18 protein-coding genes are annotated in these 20,513 nt (G+C 73.7%); 2 read left to right on the plus strand and 16 right to left on the minus strand.

Annotated features, from left to right (window positions below; genetic code table 11):
• Positions 1 to 39 precede the first annotated feature (39 nt).
• Entirely contained in the window at positions 40 to 1,677 is a 1,638-nt protein-coding gene (locus GC722_RS13920) for a polysaccharide pyruvyl transferase family protein (RefSeq protein WP_156611197.1), read from the plus strand.
• Between the two features lie 27 nt (positions 1,678 to 1,704).
• Here the strand turns inward: GC722_RS13920 and GC722_RS13925 are convergent, their stop codons facing one another.
• The 15 genes from GC722_RS13925 to GC722_RS13995 form a co-directional block, all read right to left on the minus strand.
• Positions 1,705 to 3,123 (minus strand): glycosyltransferase family 2 protein, encoded by a 1,419-nt coding sequence (locus GC722_RS13925; RefSeq protein ID WP_156611199.1) that lies wholly within the window; start codon positions 3,121 to 3,123, stop codon positions 1,705 to 1,707.
• Positions 3,124 to 3,187: 64 nt separating this feature from the next.
• Positions 3,188 to 4,789: a signal recognition particle protein gene (ffh, locus tag GC722_RS13930; RefSeq protein ID WP_331714845.1), complete on the minus strand. Its 1,602-nt coding sequence runs from the start codon at positions 4,787 to 4,789 to the stop codon at positions 3,188 to 3,190.
• Positions 4,790 to 4,955: 166 nt separating this feature from the next.
• The gene (locus GC722_RS13935; protein WP_197430169.1) at positions 4,956 to 5,861 is read right to left on the minus strand and encodes an HNH endonuclease; all 906 of its coding nucleotides are present in this window, start codon (positions 5,859 to 5,861) and stop codon (positions 4,956 to 4,958) included.
• Between the two features lie 80 nt (positions 5,862 to 5,941).
• The gene (gene ftsY / locus GC722_RS13940) at positions 5,942 to 7,141 is read right to left on the minus strand and encodes a signal recognition particle-docking protein FtsY (RefSeq protein WP_331714846.1); all 1,200 of its coding nucleotides are present in this window, start codon (positions 7,139 to 7,141) and stop codon (positions 5,942 to 5,944) included.
• Positions 7,142 to 7,175: 34 nt separating this feature from the next.
• Complete coding sequence (locus GC722_RS13945; RefSeq protein WP_197430170.1) at positions 7,176 to 7,346, minus strand: hypothetical protein; 171 nt, start codon at positions 7,344 to 7,346, stop codon at positions 7,176 to 7,178.
• 160 nt (positions 7,347 to 7,506) lie between these two features.
• The gene (gene smc, locus GC722_RS13950) at positions 7,507 to 11,073 is read right to left on the minus strand and encodes a chromosome segregation protein SMC (RefSeq protein ID WP_156611206.1); all 3,567 of its coding nucleotides are present in this window, start codon (positions 11,071 to 11,073) and stop codon (positions 7,507 to 7,509) included.
• Positions 11,073 to 11,699, minus strand: a complete 627-nt coding sequence (locus GC722_RS13955) for a GtrA family protein (protein ID WP_331714847.1) — start codon at positions 11,697 to 11,699, stop codon at positions 11,073 to 11,075. Before GC722_RS13955 ends, smc begins: the two co-directional genes overlap by 1 nt.
• Positions 11,700 to 11,834: 135 nt before the next feature.
• A complete protein-coding gene (locus GC722_RS13960) occupies positions 11,835 to 12,389 on the minus strand; it encodes a gluconokinase (RefSeq protein WP_156611208.1) in 555 nt (184 codons plus the stop codon).
• A gap of 67 nt (positions 12,390 to 12,456) precedes the next feature.
• Entirely contained in the window at positions 12,457 to 13,311 is an 855-nt protein-coding gene (gene mutM / locus GC722_RS13965; protein ID WP_331714848.1) for a bifunctional DNA-formamidopyrimidine glycosylase/DNA-(apurinic or apyrimidinic site) lyase, read from the minus strand.
• A 6-nt stretch (positions 13,312 to 13,317) separates the two neighbouring features.
• The gene (gene rnc, locus GC722_RS13970; protein WP_231747881.1) at positions 13,318 to 14,127 is read right to left on the minus strand and encodes a ribonuclease III; all 810 of its coding nucleotides are present in this window, start codon (positions 14,125 to 14,127) and stop codon (positions 13,318 to 13,320) included.
• 17 nt (positions 14,128 to 14,144) lie between these two features.
• Positions 14,145 to 14,336: a 50S ribosomal protein L32 gene (gene rpmF, locus GC722_RS13975; RefSeq protein ID WP_156611210.1), complete on the minus strand. Its 192-nt coding sequence runs from the start codon at positions 14,334 to 14,336 to the stop codon at positions 14,145 to 14,147.
• A 3-nt stretch (positions 14,337 to 14,339) separates the two neighbouring features.
• A complete protein-coding gene (locus GC722_RS13980; protein ID WP_156611212.1) occupies positions 14,340 to 14,918 on the minus strand; it encodes a YceD family protein in 579 nt (192 codons plus the stop codon).
• A gap of 54 nt (positions 14,919 to 14,972) precedes the next feature.
• The gene (gene coaD, locus GC722_RS13985; protein WP_156611214.1) at positions 14,973 to 15,458 is read right to left on the minus strand and encodes a pantetheine-phosphate adenylyltransferase; all 486 of its coding nucleotides are present in this window, start codon (positions 15,456 to 15,458) and stop codon (positions 14,973 to 14,975) included.
• Position 15,459: 1 nt separating this feature from the next.
• The gene (gene rsmD, locus GC722_RS17850) at positions 15,460 to 16,101 is read right to left on the minus strand and encodes a 16S rRNA (guanine(966)-N(2))-methyltransferase RsmD (RefSeq protein ID WP_331714849.1); all 642 of its coding nucleotides are present in this window, start codon (positions 16,099 to 16,101) and stop codon (positions 15,460 to 15,462) included.
• Positions 16,098 to 18,335 (minus strand): ATP-dependent DNA helicase RecG, encoded by a 2,238-nt coding sequence (locus GC722_RS13995; RefSeq protein ID WP_331714850.1) that lies wholly within the window; start codon positions 18,333 to 18,335, stop codon positions 16,098 to 16,100. Before GC722_RS13995 ends, rsmD begins: the two co-directional genes overlap by 4 nt.
• 197 nt (positions 18,336 to 18,532) lie before the next feature.
• On the opposite strand from GC722_RS13995, the gene rpmB reads away from it, so the two are divergent.
• Positions 18,533 to 18,718 carry a 50S ribosomal protein L28 gene (gene rpmB / locus GC722_RS14000; RefSeq protein ID WP_331714851.1) on the plus strand — a complete coding sequence of 62 codons (186 nt, stop codon included), beginning with the start codon at positions 18,533 to 18,535 and terminating at the stop codon, positions 18,716 to 18,718.
• Between the two features lie 99 nt (positions 18,719 to 18,817).
• Here the strand turns inward: rpmB and GC722_RS14005 are convergent, their stop codons facing one another.
• Positions 18,818 to 20,500 (minus strand): ribonuclease J, encoded by a 1,683-nt coding sequence (locus tag GC722_RS14005; protein ID WP_156612005.1) that lies wholly within the window; start codon positions 20,498 to 20,500, stop codon positions 18,818 to 18,820.
• Positions 20,501 to 20,513: the final 13 nt, after the last annotated feature.

Genomic DNA, 20,513 nt, shown 5'->3' on the forward strand with positions numbered 1-20,513 from the left:
TCCCCCGGGATCCCCGCCCCGGAACCCGAGGTCACCGCCGTGCTGCGCCGCTCCTCCTGGACCGCCCTCGGCGAGCTCCAGACGACGGTCACCGTGCGGACCGCCGAGACCGTCGGCGCCTCGGCCGTGTGCGAGCTGCGGGCACGTGACGGGCTGGGACTGTCCGCCTTCACGCTCACCCGCGACCCGGCGGGCCGGTCGGGCCCGACGGCGGTGGACCTCGTGGGTACCGCCACCGGGCCGGTCCTGGACGCGCTCGGCCCCGGCAGGCACGACCTCTCGCTCGTGGTGCAGGTGGGCGGGCGACGCCGCCACCTGCGGGTGGCCGTCGAGGAGGGCACGGAGCTGCCGCCGAGCTGGAACGGCCTGGAGGTCTACGCCACCAGGCACGGCAACCTCAGCTGGCACCGGTCCACGGAGAAGCCGTTCACCTACCGTGTGGTGCCGTCGGCCGTGCCCGTCGGTCTCGACTCGGCGGTGGTGGATCCCGCGGTGGTCGACGTGGCCGCCCGGGTGGTGCGGCAGGTCCTGCTCACCGACGTCCTCGGCCCCTGCCAGCCGGCCCACTGGTTCGGCGGCCCGCGGCGTGTCGGCTTCGACCGCCTGCTCACGGGCCGGGACGTGCTCATCGGCGTCACGCTGGACGACGACGGCTGGGAGGTCTCGGCCGTCGGCTGCGGACGGCCCACCGCCACGCTGCTGCGCAACGTCCTGGTGAACCAGGCCCGGATGGTCGCCGACGCCGGTCAGGAGCGCCACGTGCTCGGCAGGCTCCCCCGCGACCTCCCCGCCTCGGCGGTCGCCGAGCGGGTCGTCGCCACCGTCGGCCTGCTCCGGGACCGCATCCGCCGCTTCCTGGAGGCCGGCGAGGACCCGGCGGCAGCAGGGCTGGTGCCTGCCTACTGGTGGGACGCCAAGGCGAACTTCGGCGACGTGCTCGGCCCGATGCTGATCGACTACATCACGGGACGTCCGGCGATCAACGTCAGGTCCTTCCCCTCGCACGACCCCGGTCTCTTCACGGTCGGGTCGGTGGCTGCCCACCTGACCCGCCCGGGAGCGCGGATCTGGGGTTCGGGGGTGATCGGGACGCTGCCGGCCAAGAAGCTGGCCGAGCTGGCCGAGGTGCCGCCGGCTGCGATCACCGCCGTCCGCGGCGCGCTCACCCGCCAGCAGCTCGTCGAGGGCCTCGGGTGGCAGGTGCCCGAGGTCTACGGCGACCCGGCTCTGCTGCTGCCCCGCTGGTACACGCCCCGGCCGGCGCCCGAGAGCGCAGGGAAGGTCGTGGTGGTGCCGCACTACATGCACAAGCACCTCTTCGACCGGTTCGAGGCGGACGACGTGTTCGTGCTCGACGTCCAGCAGGGTCCGGAGGTGGTGGTCGACCAGATCGCCGCGGCCCGTGCCGTCATCTCCTCCTCGCTGCACGGGCTCGTGGTGGCCCAGGCCTACGGGGTGCCGTCCACCTGGCTCCGGGTGGGCGACGTCCGGCTGCACGGCGACCGCTTCAAGTTCGAGGACTACTTCACCGTGGTGGAGCGCGAGGAGGTCAGCGAGCTCGACCTGGGCGTCGAGGACGTCGCCGACGTGGACTGGGTCCGGGTGGCTGCCGGAGCGCGGCTGCCGGGCTCCCGGTTCGACGCCGACCGGCTGCTGGACGCCTTCCCCCACGTCTGACCAGGGCCCGCGCCCGGACCGCGACGCTCATCCCGGACCGGTCAGCCGCAGGCTGAGGTTGCCCCGGACGGTGCGGTAGGGGCGGACCCGGCCCCGCCGGGCGGGCAGCTCCAGGTCGGGCGGCACGCCGACGCGGACCCGGTCCTGCGCCGGCGCCCCGCGCACCTGCACCGAGACGTCGAGCACCACCGGCGCGCTGCGCTCGAGCAGCGCCCACGGCACGGTGACCGAGGTCGACCACGGGGTCAGGGTGCCCGGGGCGCGGGTCCCGAAGTCGGTGGCCCGCAGCCGCAGCTCGACCCCTCGGCTGCTGCCGCGGTCCTGCAGGTGGAGCTCGACGCGGCGCAGCAGGGTCGGCGGGCCGCCTCCGCAGCGCAGGTCGAGCTGCAGCCCCGCCGGGTCCCAGCGGCCCGCGACCATCTCGGCCGACCAGGGCCGGTCGTCGACACCGCGGGCGGCGAGCTCGAGCAGCCCTCCGCCGTCCCCCGCGCGGACCAGGGCCGAGCGGCGCCGGTCCTCGCGGGGCAGCCCGGCCTCCATGGCGGGGGTGATCCAGCTGCGCACGTAGCGGCGGTGCTCGGCGAGGAAGGCCTCGCGGCGCTCCGGCGGCATCCGCCACCACCGCTCCGGCTGGTAGAACTTCAGGCACTTGCGCCGGTAGAGGTCGAGCACGATCCGGTCCGCCCGGGCGGGGTCGGGGTCCAGCTCGCGGATGATGCGGCTCACCTCCGCCACCGACGCGGTGTAGCCGACGGGGTCGAAGGGCTGGGAGCTGATGTTCCTGCCGTCGTCGCGGCGCACGAGCCGGTAGCTGCACGCCGGGTCGGCCACCAGCGACACCCGCCGGGCGGTCAGGTAGGCCCGGGCCAGCATCATGGCGTCCTCGAGCCTCACCCGACCCTCGGGGAACCGGATGCCCTGCTCGAGCAGGAAGGAGCGGCGGAACAGCTTGTGCGGCCCCAGCACGGTGAAGACCTGCTCCAGGTCGGCGTCCACCCGGTTGCGCAGGTAGAGCCGGCGCGACAGCGGCCGTCCGCCGTGGCCCAGCACGCGCGGCAGCACCACGTCGGAGCCGTGCCGGTCGGCGAACTCGCTCAGCCGGCGCAGCGTCTGCGGTGCGACCTCGTCGTCGGCATCGGCGAAGAAGACGTAGCGGCCGCGGGCGAGGTCGAGACCGCGGTTGCGGGGTGCACCGGGCCAGCCGCTGTTCTCCTGGTGGACCACCCGGAGCCGCGGGTGGGCGGCGGCGTACTCCTCCAGCAGCTCCCCGCCGCCGTCGGTGCTGCCGTCGTCGACCGCCACGACCTCGTAGTCGGCGAGGTCCTGGGCCAGCAGGGACTCGAGCAGGGTCCGCAGGTAGGGCATGGCGTCGTGGACGGGGACGACCACCGACACCACGGGCTCCGCCGGGCCCTGTCGGGTGGCGGGAGACGGCTGCTGGCCCACCGGATCAGCTCCTGCTCGACGAGAGCCTGAGTGTAACCGTGCGGCCTGCGCCGCCGCGGGCGGATCAGCGACCGCGGTCGAGCATCCGCCGCAGCTCGGGCGGCAGGTCGAAGTCGGCCATCGCCTGCTGCATCTCCTCCGGCGTCTGGGGCACCTGCCCGAAGGCGGCGGCCCCGTCGGCCACCCGGCCCTGCGCCGGCTGGGCACGCTTGGCGGGGTTGCCCGACACGCCCTTGCGGCCGCCCTTCTTCTTGGCCTGCTGCTTGCCCTTGCGGGCGCCGCCGCCCGCGCCGGGGAGACCCGGCACGCCCGGCATCCCCGGCATCTTGCCGCCGGCGAGCTGGCTCATCATCTTCCGGGCCTCCATGAAGCGGGTGACCAGGTTGTTGACGTCGGAGACCTGCACACCGGCACCGCGGGCGATCCGGGCGCGGCGCGAGCCGTTGAGGATCCTCGGGTCGTCGCGCTCGGCGGGGGTCATCGACTGGATGATCGCCTCGATGCGGTCGATCTCCTTCTCGTCGATGTTGGCGATCTGGTCCTTCATCTCGCCCATCCCCGGCAGCATCCCGAAGATCTTCGACAGCGGGCCCATCCTGCGCACCGCCTGCATCTGCTGCAGGAAGTCGGCCAGGCCGAACTGGGTGCCGCCCTTGCTGGTCAGCTTGGCCGCGGCCTTCGCGCTCTGCTCGGCGTCGAAGGTCTTCTCGGCCTGCTCGATCAGGGTGAGCATGTCCCCCATGCCCAGGATGCGGCTGGCCATCCGGTCGGGGTGGAAGACGTCGAAGTCGGACAGCTTCTCGCCGTTGGAGGCGAACATGATGGGCCGGCCGGTCACCTTGGCGATGGACAGCGCGGCTCCACCGCGGGCGTCGCCGTCGAGCTTGGTGAGCACGACGCCGTCGAAGCCGACGCCCTCGGCGAAGGCCCGGGCGGTGTTGACGGCGTCCTGGCCGATCATGGCGTCGACGACGAACAGCGTCTCGTCGGGGCGGACCTCGGCCTTGATGGCGGCGGCCTGCTGCATCAGCTCGGCGTCGACACCCAGCCGGCCGGCGGTGTCGACCACCACGACGTCGTAGAGCTTCTGCTGGGCGTGGTACATCGCCCGGCGCGCCACCAGCACCGGGTCACCGGTGGGCCGCTCGCCCTCGCCGTCGGCGGCGGAGGTGTTGCCGGGCTCGGGCGCGTAGACGTGCACGCCGGCCTGCTCGCCGACGACCTGGAGCTGGGTGACCGCGTTGGGACGCTGCAGGTCCGCGGCCACCAGCAGCGGGGAGTGCCCCTGCTCACGGAGCCAGCGGCCCAGCTTGCCCGCCAGGGTGGTCTTGCCGGCGCCCTGCAGGCCGGCGAGCATGATGACCGTCGGCGGCTTCTTGGCCCACCGGATGGTGCGGGTCTGGCCACCGAGGATGGCGACGAGCTCCTCGTCGACGATCTTGACGACCTGCTGGGTCGGGTTGAGGGCTCCGCTGAGCTCGCTGCCGAGGGCGCGCTGCTTGACCGCGGCCACGAACTCCTTGACCACGGCGAGGTTGACGTCGGCCTCGAGCAGCGCGATGCGGATCTCGCGGCAGGTGGCGTCGATGTCGGCCTCGGTGAGCCGACCCTTGCCGCGCAGCGACTTGAAGGTGGCGCTCAGCCGGTCCTGCAGGGTGTCGAACACGTGGTGATCCTCGTTCGGTGGGTGGTCCAGCAGCGGAGTCTACCGGCCCCTACGCCACGGCATCTCCGGGAGCCGGTGCGGCCGGCTCCTATGGGTAAGTGGTCGCAGACGGCAGACGCAAGCCCGGGAAACCCCCGTTTCAGGACCACTTGCATCGGTGAGGTCGTCAGATCGCCGCCAGGAAGTCGTTGTAGCGGACCTCCAGGCGGTCGGCGGACGGATCAGCGGCCGGGCTTCCTGGCACCTCCAGACGTCGACCGTCGAGCTCCTGGATGCCGTGCCGCAGCATCGGCCCGTCCACTTCGAGCAGCACCTGCTCCCGGACGACGATCTGCAGGTCGGGCCGGATCCCGATGATGTTCTGGTCGAAGGCTGCGTGATGGATCTTGCACAACGCCAGCCCGTTAGGAACAACCGGCTGCCCGAGCTCGTGTCCGTCAGGAAGGATGTGGCTGGCATCGAGCAAGCTGACGTGCCGGAGCCGGCACATCGCACAGCGTTGCTGATATGCCGCCAGAACGCGGGCACGGAACATGGGTTGGTGCAGGCGCTGTCGAGTGATCCGGTCGGCGTACCGCCGGACGTCGTCCGCGTTGCCGGCGTCGGATACCCCGAGCAGATATCGCTGCTCGGGCGCCAACGCGACGACGAACTGCCGAAGCTCCCGCTCCTCGGCAACGAGGTACACCGGGTAGATGGGCAGATAGGTGCCACGCTCCACCCCGACGAACCAGATCAGCGGGAGACCGTGCAGCATGGCCTGGCGCAGCGCTCGATTCTCAGCGTGCTCGGGGTCGTCCCCCCGCATCTTGTAACGCTGAAATCCATCCGGGCCCTCTTGATCCGCATAGGGAGGCACCCCGTCCGGCGGCGTGAACACCGTTCGGAAGGTCAATGCCGCCGACAGCTGCCTGGGCTTGCGGATACCGCGTTGCCGATCCATCAGCCGCATCGGCGTGCCCTGCCACACGAAGCCGGCGACATCGGACTCCGTGACGAGCTGGTTGCCGCGGAACTGGTCCAGGAACTGCATCGCCGCCGCGCGAACGGCCTGCTCCTCGGCGAGATCCATGCTCCGGAGCTTGACGCCACCGGACTACTCAGGTCAAGGAACGAAGGGGGTCGAGCTGAACGCGCGGGGCGCCGCGGCCGTCAGGCCTCGGAGAGGACGGCGTCGACGAACTCCTCGGCGTCGAAGGGGGCCAGGTCGTCCACGCCCTCGCCGAGCCCGATCAGCTTCACCGGGACGCCGAGCTCGCGCTGCACCTGCACCACGATGCCGCCCTTCGCCGAGCCGTCCAGCTTGGTCAGCACGATGCCGCTGACGTCGACGACCTCACGGAAGATCCGGGCCTGCACCAGGCCGTTCTGCCCGGTGGTGGCGTCCAGCACCAGCAGCACCTCGCTCACCGGGGCGGTGCGCTCGATCACCCGCTTGACCTTGCCCAGCTCGTCCATCAGCCCGGTCTTGGAGTGCAGCCGGCCGGCGGTGTCGACCAGCACGACGTCGACCTCGCCCTCCTTGCCCGCCCTGACCGCGTCGAAGGCCACCGAGGCCGGGTCGGCCTGCTCGGCACCGCGGACCACGGGCACGCCGACCCGGCTGCCCCAGGTCTCGAGCTGGTCGGCCGCCGCGGCCCGGAAGGTGTCGGCGGCTCCCAGCAGCACGTCCTTGTCCTCGGCCACCAGCACGCGGGCCAGCTTGCCGACGGTGGTGGTCTTGCCGGTGCCGTTCACCCCCACCACCATCACGACGGCGGGCACCCGCTCGCCGTCTGCGGTGGTGCCGGGCTCGGTGCCCAGGGTGCGGTCCATGGTGGGGTCGACGAGCTTCAGCAGCTCCTCGCGCAGCACGGCGCGGGCGGCCGCGGGGTCGGAGACGCCGTCCACCTTGAGCCGGGTGCGCAGCGCCTCGACGAGCTCCGTGGTGGGACCGACCCCCAGGTCGGAGGTGATCAGCGTCTCCTCGAACTCGTCCCAGGTGTCGGCGTCGATCCGGTCCTTGGCCAGCAGCGCGAGGAGCCCGCGGGAGAGGGCGTTGTCCTGGCCGGCGAGCCGCCGGCGGAGCCGTGCCAGCCGGGTCTGCGGCGCCTCGGGGACCTCGACGGTCGGCGCGGGCGCCGCGGGCGGCTCCAGCAGGTCGACGGCACCGGTGCCGGGCGGCACGTCGGTGGTGGACCGGTCGTGCTCGTCCTGGACGGCCGTGCCGCCGTCGCGCCGCTCCTCCAGCTCGCCGGGAGGCGGGCCGGGCGGCAGCTCCCGGCGACGGCGGACCACCACCGTGGTGACCACACCGGCCACCACCAGCAGGGCGACGATCCCGATCAGGACGTACAGCAGGTTCAGATCCACCCGGTCATCCTAGGGACCGCTCCCCGGCCTCAGCTCACTGGAAGAGCTTCTCGAAACGCGCGGGCACCTGGCCCTCGCCGTTGAGGTGCTGCGCGGCGCGGGCCAGCCGGCCCTGCACCTCGGGGGCACGCGAGGAGAACCGGCCCTCGATGCCCATCACCACGAGCGCCGCCACCCCGAGGGCGGCAGCGATGATCACGACCATGACTACGATGGCGCCAGCCATGAGCTGTTCCCCTTCCTGACGAGCGACAGGCCGCGGCGCGGCCAGGTCCGATTCTGGGGTGGACGCCTGAGAGAAAACCCAGACGACACGGAGAAACACCTCGGTGTCGCTGGTGCGAAGGTGAATTCTCGGTGACGGGTCAGGCGACGGGTTCGGTCTCGCGCAGCCGCTGGCTGATGACGGCCGACACCCCGTCCCCGCGCATGGTCACGCCGTAGAGCGCGTCGGCGATCTCCATGGTCCGCTTCTGGTGGGTGATCACCAGCAGCTGGCTGGTGCTGCGCAGCTCCTCGTAGATCTCCAGCAGCCGGCCCAGGTTGGTGTCGTCCAGGGCGGCCTCGACCTCGTCGAGGATGTAGAAGGGGCTGGGCCGGGCCATGAACAGCGACACCAGGAAGGCCACGGCGACCAGCGAGCGCTCGCCGCCGGACAGCAGCGACAGCCGCTTCACCTTCTTGCCCGCCGGCCGGGCCTCGACGTCCACCCCGGTGGTCAGCCACTGCCCCGGCTCGGTGAGCACCAGACGTCCCTCACCGCCCGGGAACAGCCGGGCGAAGACCCGCTCGAAGGCGCGTTCGACGTCGGCGTAGGCCTCGGCGAACACCTGCTGCACGCGGGTGTCGACCTCGGCGATGATGTCGAGCAGGTCCTGGCGGGTGCGGCGCAGGTCCTCCAGCTGCTCGGCCAGGAAGGCGTGGCGCTCCTGCAGCGCCTCGAACTCCTCCAGCGCCAGCGGGTTGACCTTGCCGAGCACGGCGAGGTTGCGCTCCGCGGCGCGCAGCCGCTTCTCCTGCTCGGCGCGGACGAAGGGCACCGGCTCGGGCACCTCGTCGTCCTCGGTGAGGGCGGTGCCGTCGGGGCGGGTCAGCACCGGGACGGGGTTCTCGGGCCCGAACTCGGCCAGCAGCACCTCGCTGCCCAGCCCCAGCTCGGTCATGGCCCGCTCGGCCAGCTGCTCGATCCGCATCCGCTGCTGGGCCCGCGCCAGCTCGTCGCGGTGGGCGGTGTCGACGAGCCGCTGCAGCTCCGCGGCCAGCTCGCGCGCCCTGCTGCGGACGCCGGCCAGCTCCCGCTCGGCGTCGGAGCGGGCCTGCTCGGCCGCCGCCCGCTGGGCGGTGGCGGCGCGGTGGGACTCCTCGACGCGCTCCAGCAGCCAGCCGGCCGCCTGCGCCACGGCCTCGGCCTCACGGCCCTCCCGCAGCAGCTGCTCGCGCCGCTGCCGCGCCTTCTCGCGGGCCGCCCGCTCCGCGGCCGCCGCCCGGCGCAGCGACTCCGCCCGTCCGGCCAGCGCCCGCACCCGTTCCTCGACCGTCCGCAGGGCCAGCCGGGCCTCCATCTCGGCCGCGCGGGCCAGCCTCGCCGACTCGGCCAGCCGGTCGCGCTCGGTGGGGTCCGGCTCCTCCTCGTCGGTCTCCTGCTCGGCCAGCGCCAGCCGCTGCTCCAGCTCGGCCAGCCCGGCGAGGTCGCGGTCGCGGGCCTGCTCGGCGGCGGTGATCGCCCGGCCGAGCCGCTCGGCCTCGCCCTCCGCGGCCCGGGCGTTCTGGCTGAGCTGGCCCAGCTCCTCGGCGACGGCGGCCATCGAGGCGTCGGACTCGTGCAGCCGCGCCAGCGCCGCGTCGGCGCGGTGGGTCGCCTCGGCCAGCCGCTCGGCCAGCTCGGCCATGGCGAAGCGGAGCCGGTCGCACTCGTGCTGGCGCTGCACGACCTGCTCCTCGGCCTCGTCGACGGCCGCCTGCACCTCGATCAGGCTCTGCCCCGAGCCGGTGCCGCCGGCGGCCCGCCACCGGCTCAGCACGTCGCCGTCGCGGGTGACGGCGGTGAGCTCGGGGTGCTCGGCGACCAGGGCCCGGGCGGCCGGCAGGTCGGCCACCACGACCACCCCGGCCAGCAGCCGGGTCAGGGCCGGGCGCAGGGTGTCGCCGCTGACCAGCTCGACGGCCCAGCGGCCGCCCGCCGGGGCGGGACCGGGGACGTCGGCGCCGTCCGGTCCGCCGCCCAGCAGCAGGTCCGCTCGTCCGAGGTCGTCGCCGCGCAGGTGCTCCACGGCCTGCACGGCCGCGTCCACCCCGTCGACCACCACCGCGTCGGCGGCGGCACCGAGGGCGGCGGACACCGCCTGCTCCCAGCCGGGCTCCACGCCGACCAGGGTGGCGACCGAGCCGAGCACGCCGTCGAGCCGCTCGCCCGCGGCCAGCAGGGCCGCTCCGGCGTCCTTGCGCTCCAGCCCGCTGCGCAGCGCCTCCGCCCGGGCGGCCGCGGCGGCCCGCTGCTGCTGGGCGGCCTGCTCGGCGGCCACCAGCCCGGCCTGCTCCTCCCGCAGCTGCTGCAGCGCCTCGGCGGCCTCCTCGTGCTCCTGGTCGAGGCCCACCTCGCCGGCGTCCAGGCCGGCCACCGTGGCCTCCAGCGCGGTGAACGCCCGGGCGGCCTCGGCCGACTTCTGCCGGGCCTGCTCGCGCGCGGCGGTGAGCCGGCCGATCTCCTCCCCCGCGGCCTCGGCCCGGGAGCGGAGCGAGGCCACCTGACCCCGCAGCCGGGCCAGCCCCTCGCGACGGTCCGCGGCGGCGCGCACCAGCGCGGCCAGCCGGCGGTCGGCCTCGGTGTGCGCCTGCTCCTGCTCGGCGCGGTGATCGCTGGCGCGCTGCAGCGCGGCGGCGGCCGCCGCGGACTCCTCCCGCAGCTCCGCCTCCTGCCGGCCCACCTGCTCGGCCTCGGCGTCCAGCTGCTCCGGGTCGCGCCCGGTGCGTTCGTCGGGGCGCGCGGCGGCGGCGTGGCGGACCCGCTCCCGGGCGATGCTGATGGTGCTGGCCACCCGCTCGCGCAGCCCGGCGAGGGCGTACCAGGTCTCCTGGCTGGCGCCCAGCGCCCGTCCGGCGGCGCGCAGCGCCTCCTCCTGCTCGGTCTCCTCCTGCCGGGCCGACGCCAGCGCCGCCTCCACCTCGGCCCGGCGGGCGCGGGTGCGGGCCTCGTCGGCGTCGTCGCCCTGCATCTCCAAGGTGGCCTGCAGCAGGTCGTCGGCCAGCAGCCGGGCGCGGGCGTCGCGGACCTCGGCCTGCACCACCGCGGCCTTGCGGGCCACCTCCGCCTGGCGTCCCAGCGGCTTGAGCTGGCGGCGCACCTCACCCAGCAGGTCGCCCAGCCGGTCCAGGTTGCCCTCGCAGCCCTCCAGCTTGCGCAGCGCCTTCTCCTTGCGCTTGCGGTGCTTCAGCACCCCGGCGGCCTCCTCGATGAAGCCGCGGCGGCCCTCGGGGGTGGCGGTCAGGATGGAGTCGAGCTGGCCCTGGCCGACGATCACGTGCATCTCCCGGCCGATGCCGGAGTCGCTCAGCAGCTCCTGGACGTCCAGCAGCCGGGCGGGCTGGCCGTTGATGGCGTACTCCGAGCCGCCGTTGCGGAACATCGTCCGGGCCACGGTGACCTCGGTGTACTCGATCGGCAGCGCGCCGTCGGAGTTGTCGATGGTGAGCACGACCTCGGCACGACCCAGCGGGGCCCTGGCCGACGTCCCGGCGAAGATGACGTCCTCCATCTTGCCGCCGCGCAGCGACTTGGCGCCCTGCTCCCCCATCACCCAGGCCAGCGCGTCGACGACGTTGGACTTGCCCGAGCCGTTCGGCCCCACCACGCACGTGATGCCCGGCTCGAACTGCAGCGAGGTGGCCGAGGCGAAGGACTTGAAGCCGCGCAGGGTGAGGCTCTTGAGGTGCATCAGGGCACCTCCACGCTGCTGCTGGGCCCGGTGGGGGCGGACGGCCCCAGCGGCCCGGCGGGACCGTCACCCCCGCCGCCCCGGCGGCGGGGCGACCAGGCGGCCCGGCGGACCGCGGCGAAGGTCCACAGCTTGTTGACCACGAACGACATCGGGGTGACCAGCACGATGCCGGTCAGCTGCGCCCAGTAGAGCGGGGTGCGGAACCCGGTCGAGGAGTCGAAGTAGCTGGTCGGCAGGGCCAGCGGGGACTCGGGGTTGAGCATCAGCGTGACGATGACCAGGTTGACCGCCTGGCCGACCAGGCCGACGGCCAGGAAGGGCCAGTACTCGCGCCACCAGCCGGAGTGCGGGGCGCTCTTGAACGTCCACTGCCGGTTGAGCTGGAAGTTCCACACGTTCGCCACCAGGAACGCCAGCGTGGAGTAGGCGTGGTACCAGCGGACGTTGAACCGGCTCCACGGCAGGTCGACGAGGATCCCGTGCTCGTCGGCACCCACCTTGTTGCAGATGATGACGACGAGCAGGTTGACGAGGACGCCCGAGCCGCCGACGAGCCCGAACCGGATCAGCTGGACCCAGTTGTGGCGGTGCCGGATGAACAGGTAGTCGGTCAGGCGCTTCACGGTCGGACCAACATACCCGTCCGGCGCCCCGCAGCCCCCCGCGCGCCAGCGCCCCGCGTGTCAGCGCGCGCCAGCGCCCCGCGTGTCAGCGCGCGCCAGCGCCTCGCGTGTCAGGGCGCGCCAGCGCCCTGCGTGTCAGCGACCGCGCAGGGGGCCCGTCGCCGGAGGCAGGTCGGGCGCGGGCTCGGGCGGCAGCCAGGCGACCACCCGCTCCACGATCTGCTCCGGCGTCTCGGCGAAGTCGACCACCAGGCCGGCCTCGTCCTCGGCCAGCGGCTCCAGGGTGAGCAGCTGGGACTGCAGCAGCACCGGGGGCATGTACTCGTGCTTGCGCCGGGCGACCCGTTCGGCCAGCAGCGCGGGGTCGCCGTGGGCGTGCACCATCACCGCCGTGGGCGCGTGCCGGCGGAGCTGGTCGCGGTAGCGGCGGCGCAGCGCCGAGCAGGTGCCGACCGGCGCCGGGACGCCCGCCAGCTCGCGTCCGACCAGGTCTAGCCAGGGCCCCCTGTCCTCGTCGGTGAGGGGGATGGCGCTGGCCATCTTGGCCCGGTTCGCGGCGCTGTGCAGGGTGTCGCCGTCGAAGAAGCGACGGCCCAGCCGGGCGGCGAGCAGCGTGCCGATCGTGGTCTTGCCGCACCCCTGCACCCCCATCACCACGATCGGGGCGCCGGGAAGGGCGGGCTGCGGCATGGCACTCCAGAGACGGTCGACGGTTCCGGTGGCTTGTGATGCTAGCCCGTGCCCGCCCTCGGTCGGCTCACCAGCGCGGCGCGCGCGGCCGGCGCTGGCAGCGGGGGCACCGGAAGGAGGAGCGGTTGGTGAACACCTCGCGGACGATGGGGGTGCCGCACCGCGGGCAGGGGCGGTCGGCGCGGCCGTAGGCGTTCAGCGACCGGGCGAAGTAGCCGCTGGAGCCGTTGACGTCGACGTAGAGGGCGTCGAAGGAGGTGCCGCCCTGCGCCAGCGCCTCGGCCATCACGTCCCGGGCGGCGGTGAGCACCGTGCGGGCCTGGGCGGCGGTGAGGGTGTCGGTGGCCCGCGCCCAGTGCATCCGCGCCGCCCACAGCGCCTCGTCGGCGTAGATGTTGCCGATCCCGGCCACCAGGGTCTGGTCGAGCAGCGCCCGTTTGAGACCGGTCCGGCGGCGTCGCATCCGCCGGCCCACCGCGTCGGCGTCGAACTGAGGCTCGAACGGGTCGGGGGCGATGTGGGAGATCTCGGGCGGCAGCACGGCCCCGCCCGGGGAGAGCGACAGCCCGCCGAACATGCGCTGGTCGACGAAGCGCAGGTCGGGGCCGCCGTCGGTGAAGGAGACCACGACCCGGGTGTTGCGCAGCAGCGGGCGGTCGGCGGCGTCGAGGCGGAACTGCCCGCTCATGCCCAGGTGGGCCAGCAGGGCGTCCCCGTCGGTGAAGGGCAGCCACAGGTACTTCCCCCGCCGGCGAGGCACGTCGAAGGTCCGTCCCACCAGGGTGGTGGCGAAGTCGGCGGGCCCGCCGAGGTGGCGGCGGACGGGGCGGGGGTGCAGCACCTGCACCGCGGCCACCGTGCGGTCGCGGACGGCGGGCTCGAGGCCGGCGCGGACGACCTCGACCTCGGGGAGCTCCGGCACCGCCGGTCAGACGGAGGCGGGGCCGACCGGGTCGCCGGGCCGCTCGTCCTCGCCGGGCCGCTCGCCGGGGGCGTCCTCGGCGGCGGCGTCCTCCTGCAGCGCGGCGGCCGCGGCGGCGACCCCGGCCACCCGGGACTCCATCGCCCGGAACGCGGCGGCGGCGGCCTCCTGCTCGGCCTGCTTCTTGTTGCGGCCGGTGCCCGGGCCGAAGGACTCGCCGTCGACCACCAGCCACGCCTCGAACTGCTTGGCGTGGTCGGGGCCGGACTCGCTGACCTCGTACACCGGCAGCCCCAGGCCCTGGCTGGCCACCATCTCCTGCACGCTGGTCTTCCAGTCCAGGCCCGCCCCCAGCTGGGCGGCGGCCGCGGTGAGCGGGTCGAACAGGTGGTGGATGAACACCGCCGCACCCTGCTGGCCGCAGCTGAGGAAGACCGCCCCGATCAGGGCCTCCATCGTGTCGGCCAGGATCGAGGACTTGTCGGCGCCGCCGCTGTTGAGCTCGCCGCGGCCCAGCCGGATCAGCGGGCCCACCTCGAGGCTGCGGGCCACGTCGGCGAGCGCGCGGGCGTTGACCACGGCCGCCCGCAGCTTCGCCAGCTGCCCCTCGCTGAGGTCGGGGTGCTGCACGTAGAGGTGCTCGGTGACCACGACGCCGAGGACCGAGTCACCCAGGAACTCCAGCCGCTCGTTGGTCGGCAGGCCGCCGTTCTCGTAGGCGTAGGACCGGTGCGTGAGCGCAAGCTGGAGGAGCTGGGGATCGATCGAGATCCCCAGCTCCTCCAGCAGCCGGTCGAGAGCCGTGGCTCCGCTCAACGCGTCGCGACCGCGGTTCAGGCCTCGAGCACCTGACGGCGGGCCGCCCCGGCGCCGTACTGCCCGCAGGTGGGGCACGCGGTGTGGGGCAGGTGCTTGGCGCGGCAGGCGGCGTTCTGGCAGGTCACCAGCGCGGGCGCGGAGGCCTTCCACTGCGAACGGCGGTGCCGGGTGTTGCTGCGCGACATCTTCCGCTTCGGGACTGCCATCTCTTACTCCCTGTTTTCCGTGGTCGAAGAATTCGTACCGGTCGTGTCCTGCCAGCCCGCCAACGCGCCCCAGCGGGAGTCGGTCTGCTCCCCGTGGTCGTGCTCGGGGTCCGCGTTGAGGTCCTGCCCGCAGAGCGGGCACAGACCGGCGCAGTCCTCCCGGCACAGTGGCGTGAACGGCAGGTCGAGCACCACCGTGTCCCGCAGCAGCGGCTCGAGGTCGAGCAGGTCGCCCTCCAGCCGGCTGGCCTCCTCGTCGTCGGGCTCACGCTCGGGGTAGAGGAACAGCTCCATCAGCTCCAGCTCGGACCGCTCCGAAATGGCCGTCAGGCACCGTGCGCACTCCCCCGCGACCGTGACCTCGACGGTTCCGGTGACCAGGACCCCGTCGCCGGCACTCTCGAGCCTGAGGTCGAGACTGACCGGTGATCCGGGTGGTACTCCGATCACGCCGCTGCCGAGGTCGTCGGGTGCGTCGACCGTCCGCCTGACCTCGAGCATGCGGCCCTGCTGGCGACCGAGGTCGTGGGTGCTGATCACCAGCCCCGACCGGGGGTCCAACGGGTTGTGCAGCGAAGTCATCGCGGGAGCCTTTCACACACGGCGGCACGACAGCGTCGTAACCGTCGCCCGATGTTACCCGCCCTCCGGCGAGGACGCCAATCCTGCCACCCGCCGCGCGGTGGCCGGCGGCACGAACGCCGAGACGTCCCCGCCCAGCCGGGCGATCTCGCGGACCAGGCTGGAGGAGACGTAGCCCCACTGCGGCGAGGTGGGCAGCAGCACCGTCTCGAGCCCGGACAGCCGGGAGTTCATCTGGGCCATCTGCAGCTCGTAGTCGAAGTCGGCGGCGAAGCGCAGCCCCTTCACCACGGTGCCGATGCCGTGCTCGCGGCAGTAGTCGACCAGCAGCCCCGAGAAGGTGGTGACCCGGACCCGCTCGACGTCGGCCAGCACCTCCTGCAGCATCTCCACCCGCTCGGCCGGGCTGAACAGGGCCGACTTGCTGGTGTTCGCCCCGACCGCGACGACCACCTCCTCGAACAGCCCGGTGGCGCGGCGGACGACGTCGACGTGCCCGTGCGTGACGGGGTCGAAGGACCCGGGGCAGATGGCACGCATGTCAGGACTCCTCGGGTTCTCGGGGTTCGCCGGCTCCGTGGGGACCGGCCGGCACCGGCCCGTCCTCGCCGGGCTGGGCCCAGTGCAGGACGGTCTCACCGTAGCGGCGCGACCAGCTCTCCAGCCCCGCCGGCCAGCGGGGCGGGTCGGCGCGGCGGGCGCGCTCGAGCACCACCACGCCGTTGCGGGCCAGCCAGCCGCCGGCCAGCACGGCCGCCACCAGCTCGTCCAGCTCGGTGCTGGGCAGCGCGTAGGGCGGGTCGAACCAGCACACGTCGAAGGGCTGCGGCGCCCGCTCGGCGAGCAGGGTGCGGACGGCGGCCGTGCGGACGCGGGCGGGCACGCCGAGGGCGGCGGCGTTGCGTCGGCACAGCTCGGCCGTCGCCCGGTCCCGCTCGACCAGCAGCACGGTCGACGCGCCCCGGCTGGCGGCCTCCAGCCCGACGGCGCCGGACCCGGCGAACAGGTCGAGGAAGGCCAGCCCGTCGAACCAGTGGTCCACCGGCTCGTCGGCGGTCCCGGCCCAGGAGGCCAGCGCGGAGAAGAAGGACTCCCGGACCCGGTCGGTGGTGGGCCGGGTGTGCGGGCCGTCGGGGGTCTCGATCCGGCGCCCGCCGTGGCGTCCGGCGATGATGCGGCTCACGTGCGCTCCAACCACTCGGGCTCGGCCAGCAGCTCGATCTGGGCCCGCATGTCCGCCAGCGCGGGGTCGTCCGCCCCGGCCCGCGCCACCCACTCCTCGGCGACCTCGCGGGCCAGGCCGATCTCGTCGGCGTGGCGGATCACCTGCAGCAGCCGCAGGCTGGAGCGGGCGCCGGACTGCCGGGCGCCGAGCACGTTGCCCTCGCGGCGCTGCTCGAGGTCGACGTCGGCCAGCACGAACCCGTCCCGGGTGGCGGCGACGGCGTCCAGCCGGGCCCGCGCCTCGGAGTCCGGGGCGGCCGTGGTGAGCAGCAGGCAGACGCCCGGGTGAGCGCCGCGGCCGATCCGCCCGCGCAGCTGGTGCAGCTGGGAGATGCCGAAGCGGTCGGCGTCGCTGACCACCATCACCGAGGCGTTGGGCACGTCCACCCCGACCTCGATGACCGTGGTGGCCACCACCACGTCGCTCTCCCCCGCGGCGAAGCGGGCCATCGCCGCGTCCTTCTCCTCCGCCGGCAGCTGGCCGTGGACCACCTCCACGCGCAGCCCCGACAGCGGCCCGGCCACCAGCTCGGCGTGCAGGTCCTGCACCGTCCGCGGCGGGGCGGTGTCCTCCTCGACGTCGACCGCCACGGCCTCGGCCGAGCGGTCGGACTCGGAGATGCGCGAGCAGACCACGAACGCCTGCCGGCCGGCGGCGACCTCCTCCACCACCCGCTGCCAGGCCCGCGCCACCCAGCCGGGGTGGGCGCGCTCGTCGACCACCACGGTGCTGACCTCCGCCCGCCCGCCGGGCAGCTCGGACAGCGTGCTCACCTCCAGGTCGCCGAACACCGTCATCGCCACCGAGCGCGGGATGGGGGTGGCGGTCATCACCAGCAGGTGCGGGCGGCTGCTCGCCTTGGCCGTCAGCGCGGCCCGCTGCTCGACGCCGAAGCGGTGCTGCTCGTCGACGACCACCAGCCCGAGGTCGGCGAACTGGACCTTCTCCGAGAGCAGGGCGTGGGTGCCGACCACGATCCCGGCCTGCCCGCTGGCGGCCTCGAGCATGGCGGCCCGCTTCTGCGCCGCCGACATCGACCCGGTCAGCAGCACCACGCGGGTGGCGTGCTCGGCGGCGGTGAGCGTGCCGGCGGCGGCGCGGTCGCCCAGCATCCGGGTCAGGGTGGCGTGGTGCTGGGCCGCCAGCACCTCGGTGGGGGCCAGCAGGGCGCTCTGCCCACCGGCGTCCACCACCGCCAGCATGGCCCGCAGCGCCACCAGCGTCTTGCCCGAGCCGACCTCCCCCTGCAGCAGCCGCTGCATCGGTACGTCGCGGGCCAGGTCGGCGAAGATCTCCTCGCCGACGCGCTGCTGACCGGCGGTCAGGGTGAACGGCAGGGCGGCGTCGAAGTCGGCGAGCAGGCCGTCCGGGCGGCGAGGGCGCGGCACGCTGGGCTCGGCCGCCGCCTCGGCCCGGCGCAGCGCCATCGTGACCTGCATGGCCAGCGCCTCGTCCAGCACCAGCCGGCGGCGGGCGGGCGCGACCTCGTCGCGGTCGCGCGGCTGGTGGACCGCCCGCAGCGCGGTCGTCAGGTCGGGCACGTCGAGGCGGCGGCGGACCCACTCCGGCAGCGGGTCCGGCAGCTCCCCGACGGCGTCGAGGGCCAGCTGGACGCACTCGGCGACCTTCCAGGTCGGCAGCTGCTTCGAGGCCGGGTACAGCCCGATCAGCCCGCCGTGGCCGACCTGGGTCAGCGCCTCGTTGCGCTTCTGCCCGGCGACGAAGCGGCCGTCCTCGTCCACCACCACGTAGTCGGGGTTGGTGAGCTGGGGCCGGTCGTGGAAGCTGCCGACCTTGCCGGCGAAGATGCCGCGGGCGCCGGGCGGCAGCTGCTTGTGCCAGAAGCTGGTGTGGAACGGCTTGCCGAAGAAGGTGAGGTCGAGCTCGCTGGTGCCGTCGGTGATGGTCACCTCCAGCCGGGAGCGGGTCCCCTGCCGCCCGCCGAACTCCTTCACCCCGCTGCGGCGCACCACGGCCATCACCGCGACCTCCTCCCCGGGGACCAGGGAGGCCAGGTCGCTGGTCTCGTGGCCGGCGAAGTAGCGTCGGGGCAGGTGGCGCAGCAGGTCGCCGACGGTCTCGATCCGCCAGGCGGCCAGCCGCTTCGCGGTGGCTCCGCCGACGACCTTCTCCACCCGGGTGTTCAGCCGGGCGTAGGCGTCGGTGTGCCACCCGCGGCTCGGTGCACTCACACGGCGCACCCTAGCGAGCAGCACCCCCACCGGCGGCGGCCGCGGGGGTGGCGGACGCGCAGATTAGGCTTCCGTGGTGGCCGTCGGCTACGCTTGACCGGTTCCCGGTTCGGGACCACCACACGTGTACACCCACTCGCACCGCGAGTTCGACCTGTGCCGCTCACCCCGAGCGGTCCTCACGAGGAGAAGATCCAGTGGCTGCCGTTTGTGACGTCTGCGCCAAGGGCCCGGGCTTCGGGCACAACGTCCCTTGGTCGAAGAAGAAGACCAACCGTCGCTGGAACCCGAACATCCAGCGGGTGCGGGCCGTCGTCGCCGGCACCCCGAAGCGCGTCAACGTCTGCACCTCCTGCCTGAAGGCGGGCAAGGTCTCGCGCTGACCCGCTGACCAGGTTCCGGAAGGGCCCGCTCCCACCTCGGTGGGGGCGGGCCCTTCCGCGTCCCGGGCCCGCCTCGACCGGCCGGGGACGCGACGGGTCTCAGACGGTGACGACCAGGGGGACGATCATCGGCCGGCGCCGGTAGGAGCTGCTGACCCAGCGCCCGATGGTGCGGCGGATCACCTGCTGCAGCCGGTGCGGGTCGGTGACGCCGTCGGCCAGGGCCTCCTCCAGCGCCTTGGTGATCTGCGTGGCGACGGGGGCGAAGATCGTCTCGTCCTCGTTGAAGCCGCGGGCGTGGATGTCGGGGCCGGTGATCAGCCGCTGGCTGCGGGTGTTGACCACGGCCAGCACCGAGATGAACCCCTCCTCGCCGAGGATCCGCCGGTCGGTCAGCGAGGTCTCGGAGATGTCGCCCACGGTGGAGCCGTCGACGAAGATGTAGCCGGTGTCCACCTGGCCGACGACGCGCGCCCGGCCCTGGGCCAGGTCGACCACGGCGCCGTCCTCGGCCACCAGGGTCCGCTCCCGGGGCACACCGGTGGCCACCGCCAGGTCGGCGTTGGCGATCAGGTGGCGGTACTCGCCGTGGACCGGCATCACGTTGCGGGGCCGCACGATGTTGTAGCAGTACAGCAGCTCCCCGGCGCTGGCGTGGCCGGAGACGTGCACCATCGCGTTGCCCTTGTGCACCACGTTGGCGCCGAGGCGGACCAGCCCGTTGATGACGCGGTAGACGGCGTTCTCGTTGCCCGGGATCAGCGAGCTGGCCAGCAGCACGGTGTCCCCCGGCACCAGGTCGATCACCGGGTGCTCCCGGTTCGCCATCCGCGACAGCGCCGACAGCGGCTCGCCCTGGGAGCCGGTGGAGACGATGACCACCTGGTCGGGGCGGTAGTTCTCGATGTCGCGCAGCTCCACCAGCGTGTCGGCGGGCACCTTGAGGTAGCCGAGGTCGGCGGCCACCTTCATGTTGCGCACCATCGACCGGCCGACGTAGACGACCTTGCGGCCGTGGCGCACGGCGGCGTCCAGCACCTGCTGGATGCGGTGCACGTGGGAGGCGAAGGAGGTGACGATCAGCCGCTGGCTGCTGGTGGCGAAGACGCGCTCCAGCGCCGGGGCGATGTCGCGCTCGGCGGTGGTGAAACCGGGCACCTCGGCGTTGGTGGAGTCCACCATGAACAGGTCGACGCCCTCCTCCCCCAGCCGGGCGAAGGCGCGCAGGTCGGTCAGCCGGCCGTCCAGCGGCAGCTGGTCGAGCTTGAAGTCGCCGGTGTGCAGCACGGTGCCGGCGGCCGTCCGCAGGAAGACCGCCAGCGCGTCGGGGATGGAGTGGTTGACGGCGACGAACTCGCAGTCGAACTCGCCGAGGACCAGGCGCTGGCCGTCCTCGACGACCCGGTAGTCGGTGTCGCGGAGGCGGTGCTCCTTCAGCTTCTCGCGCAGCAGCGCCAGGGTCAGCCGGCTGCCGATCAGCGGGATGTCGCGACGCTGACGCAGCAGGTAGGGCACCGCGCCGATGTGGTCCTCGTGACCGTGGGTCAGCACCAGCCCGACCACGTCGTCGAGGCGGTCGGCGATGGCGTCGAAGCCGGGCAGGATCAGGTCCACACCGGGGTGGTGCTCCTCGGGGAAGAGCACCCCGCAGTCGATCAGCAGCAGCTGGCCGTTGATCTCGAGGGCGGCCATGTTGCGGCCGACGTCGCCCAGCCCGCCGAGCGGGATGACCCGGAGGGTGTCACGGGCCAGCCGAGGGGGTGTTCGCAGTGCAGCACTCATCACCGGGCCACCC

Origin of the sequence: Auraticoccus cholistanensis (assembly GCF_009742705.1) — a bacterium.
Lineage (GTDB): Bacteria > Actinomycetota > Actinomycetes > Propionibacteriales > Propionibacteriaceae > Auraticoccus > Auraticoccus cholistanensis.

What these genes read in the sequence shown, in the direction of transcription:
- GC722_RS13935 (WP_197430169.1), bottom strand. Translation starts at nt 5,861, where the DNA reads ATGGATCTCGCCGAGGAGCAGGCCGTTCGCGCGGCGGCGATGCAGTTC.
- GC722_RS13945 (WP_197430170.1), bottom strand. Translation starts at nt 7,346, where the DNA reads ATGGTCGTGATCATCGCTGCCGCCCTCGGGGTGGCGGCGCTCGTGGTG.
- smc (WP_156611206.1), bottom strand. Translation starts at nt 11,073, where the DNA reads ATGCACCTCAAGAGCCTCACCCTGCGCGGCTTCAAGTCCTTCGCCTCG.
- GC722_RS13960 (WP_156611208.1), bottom strand. Translation starts at nt 12,389, where the DNA reads ATGCCGCAGCCCGCCCTTCCCGGCGCCCCGATCGTGGTGATGGGGGTG.
- rpmF (WP_156611210.1), bottom strand. Translation starts at nt 14,336, where the DNA reads ATGGCAGTCCCGAAGCGGAAGATGTCGCGCAGCAACACCCGGCACCGC.
- GC722_RS13980 (WP_156611212.1), bottom strand. Translation starts at nt 14,918, where the DNA reads ATGACTTCGCTGCACAACCCGTTGGACCCCCGGTCGGGGCTGGTGATC.
- coaD (WP_156611214.1), bottom strand. Translation starts at nt 15,458, where the DNA reads ATGCGTGCCATCTGCCCCGGGTCCTTCGACCCCGTCACGCACGGGCAC.
- GC722_RS14005 (WP_156612005.1), bottom strand. Translation starts at nt 20,500, where the DNA reads ATGAGTGCTGCACTGCGAACACCCCCTCGGCTGGCCCGTGACACCCTC.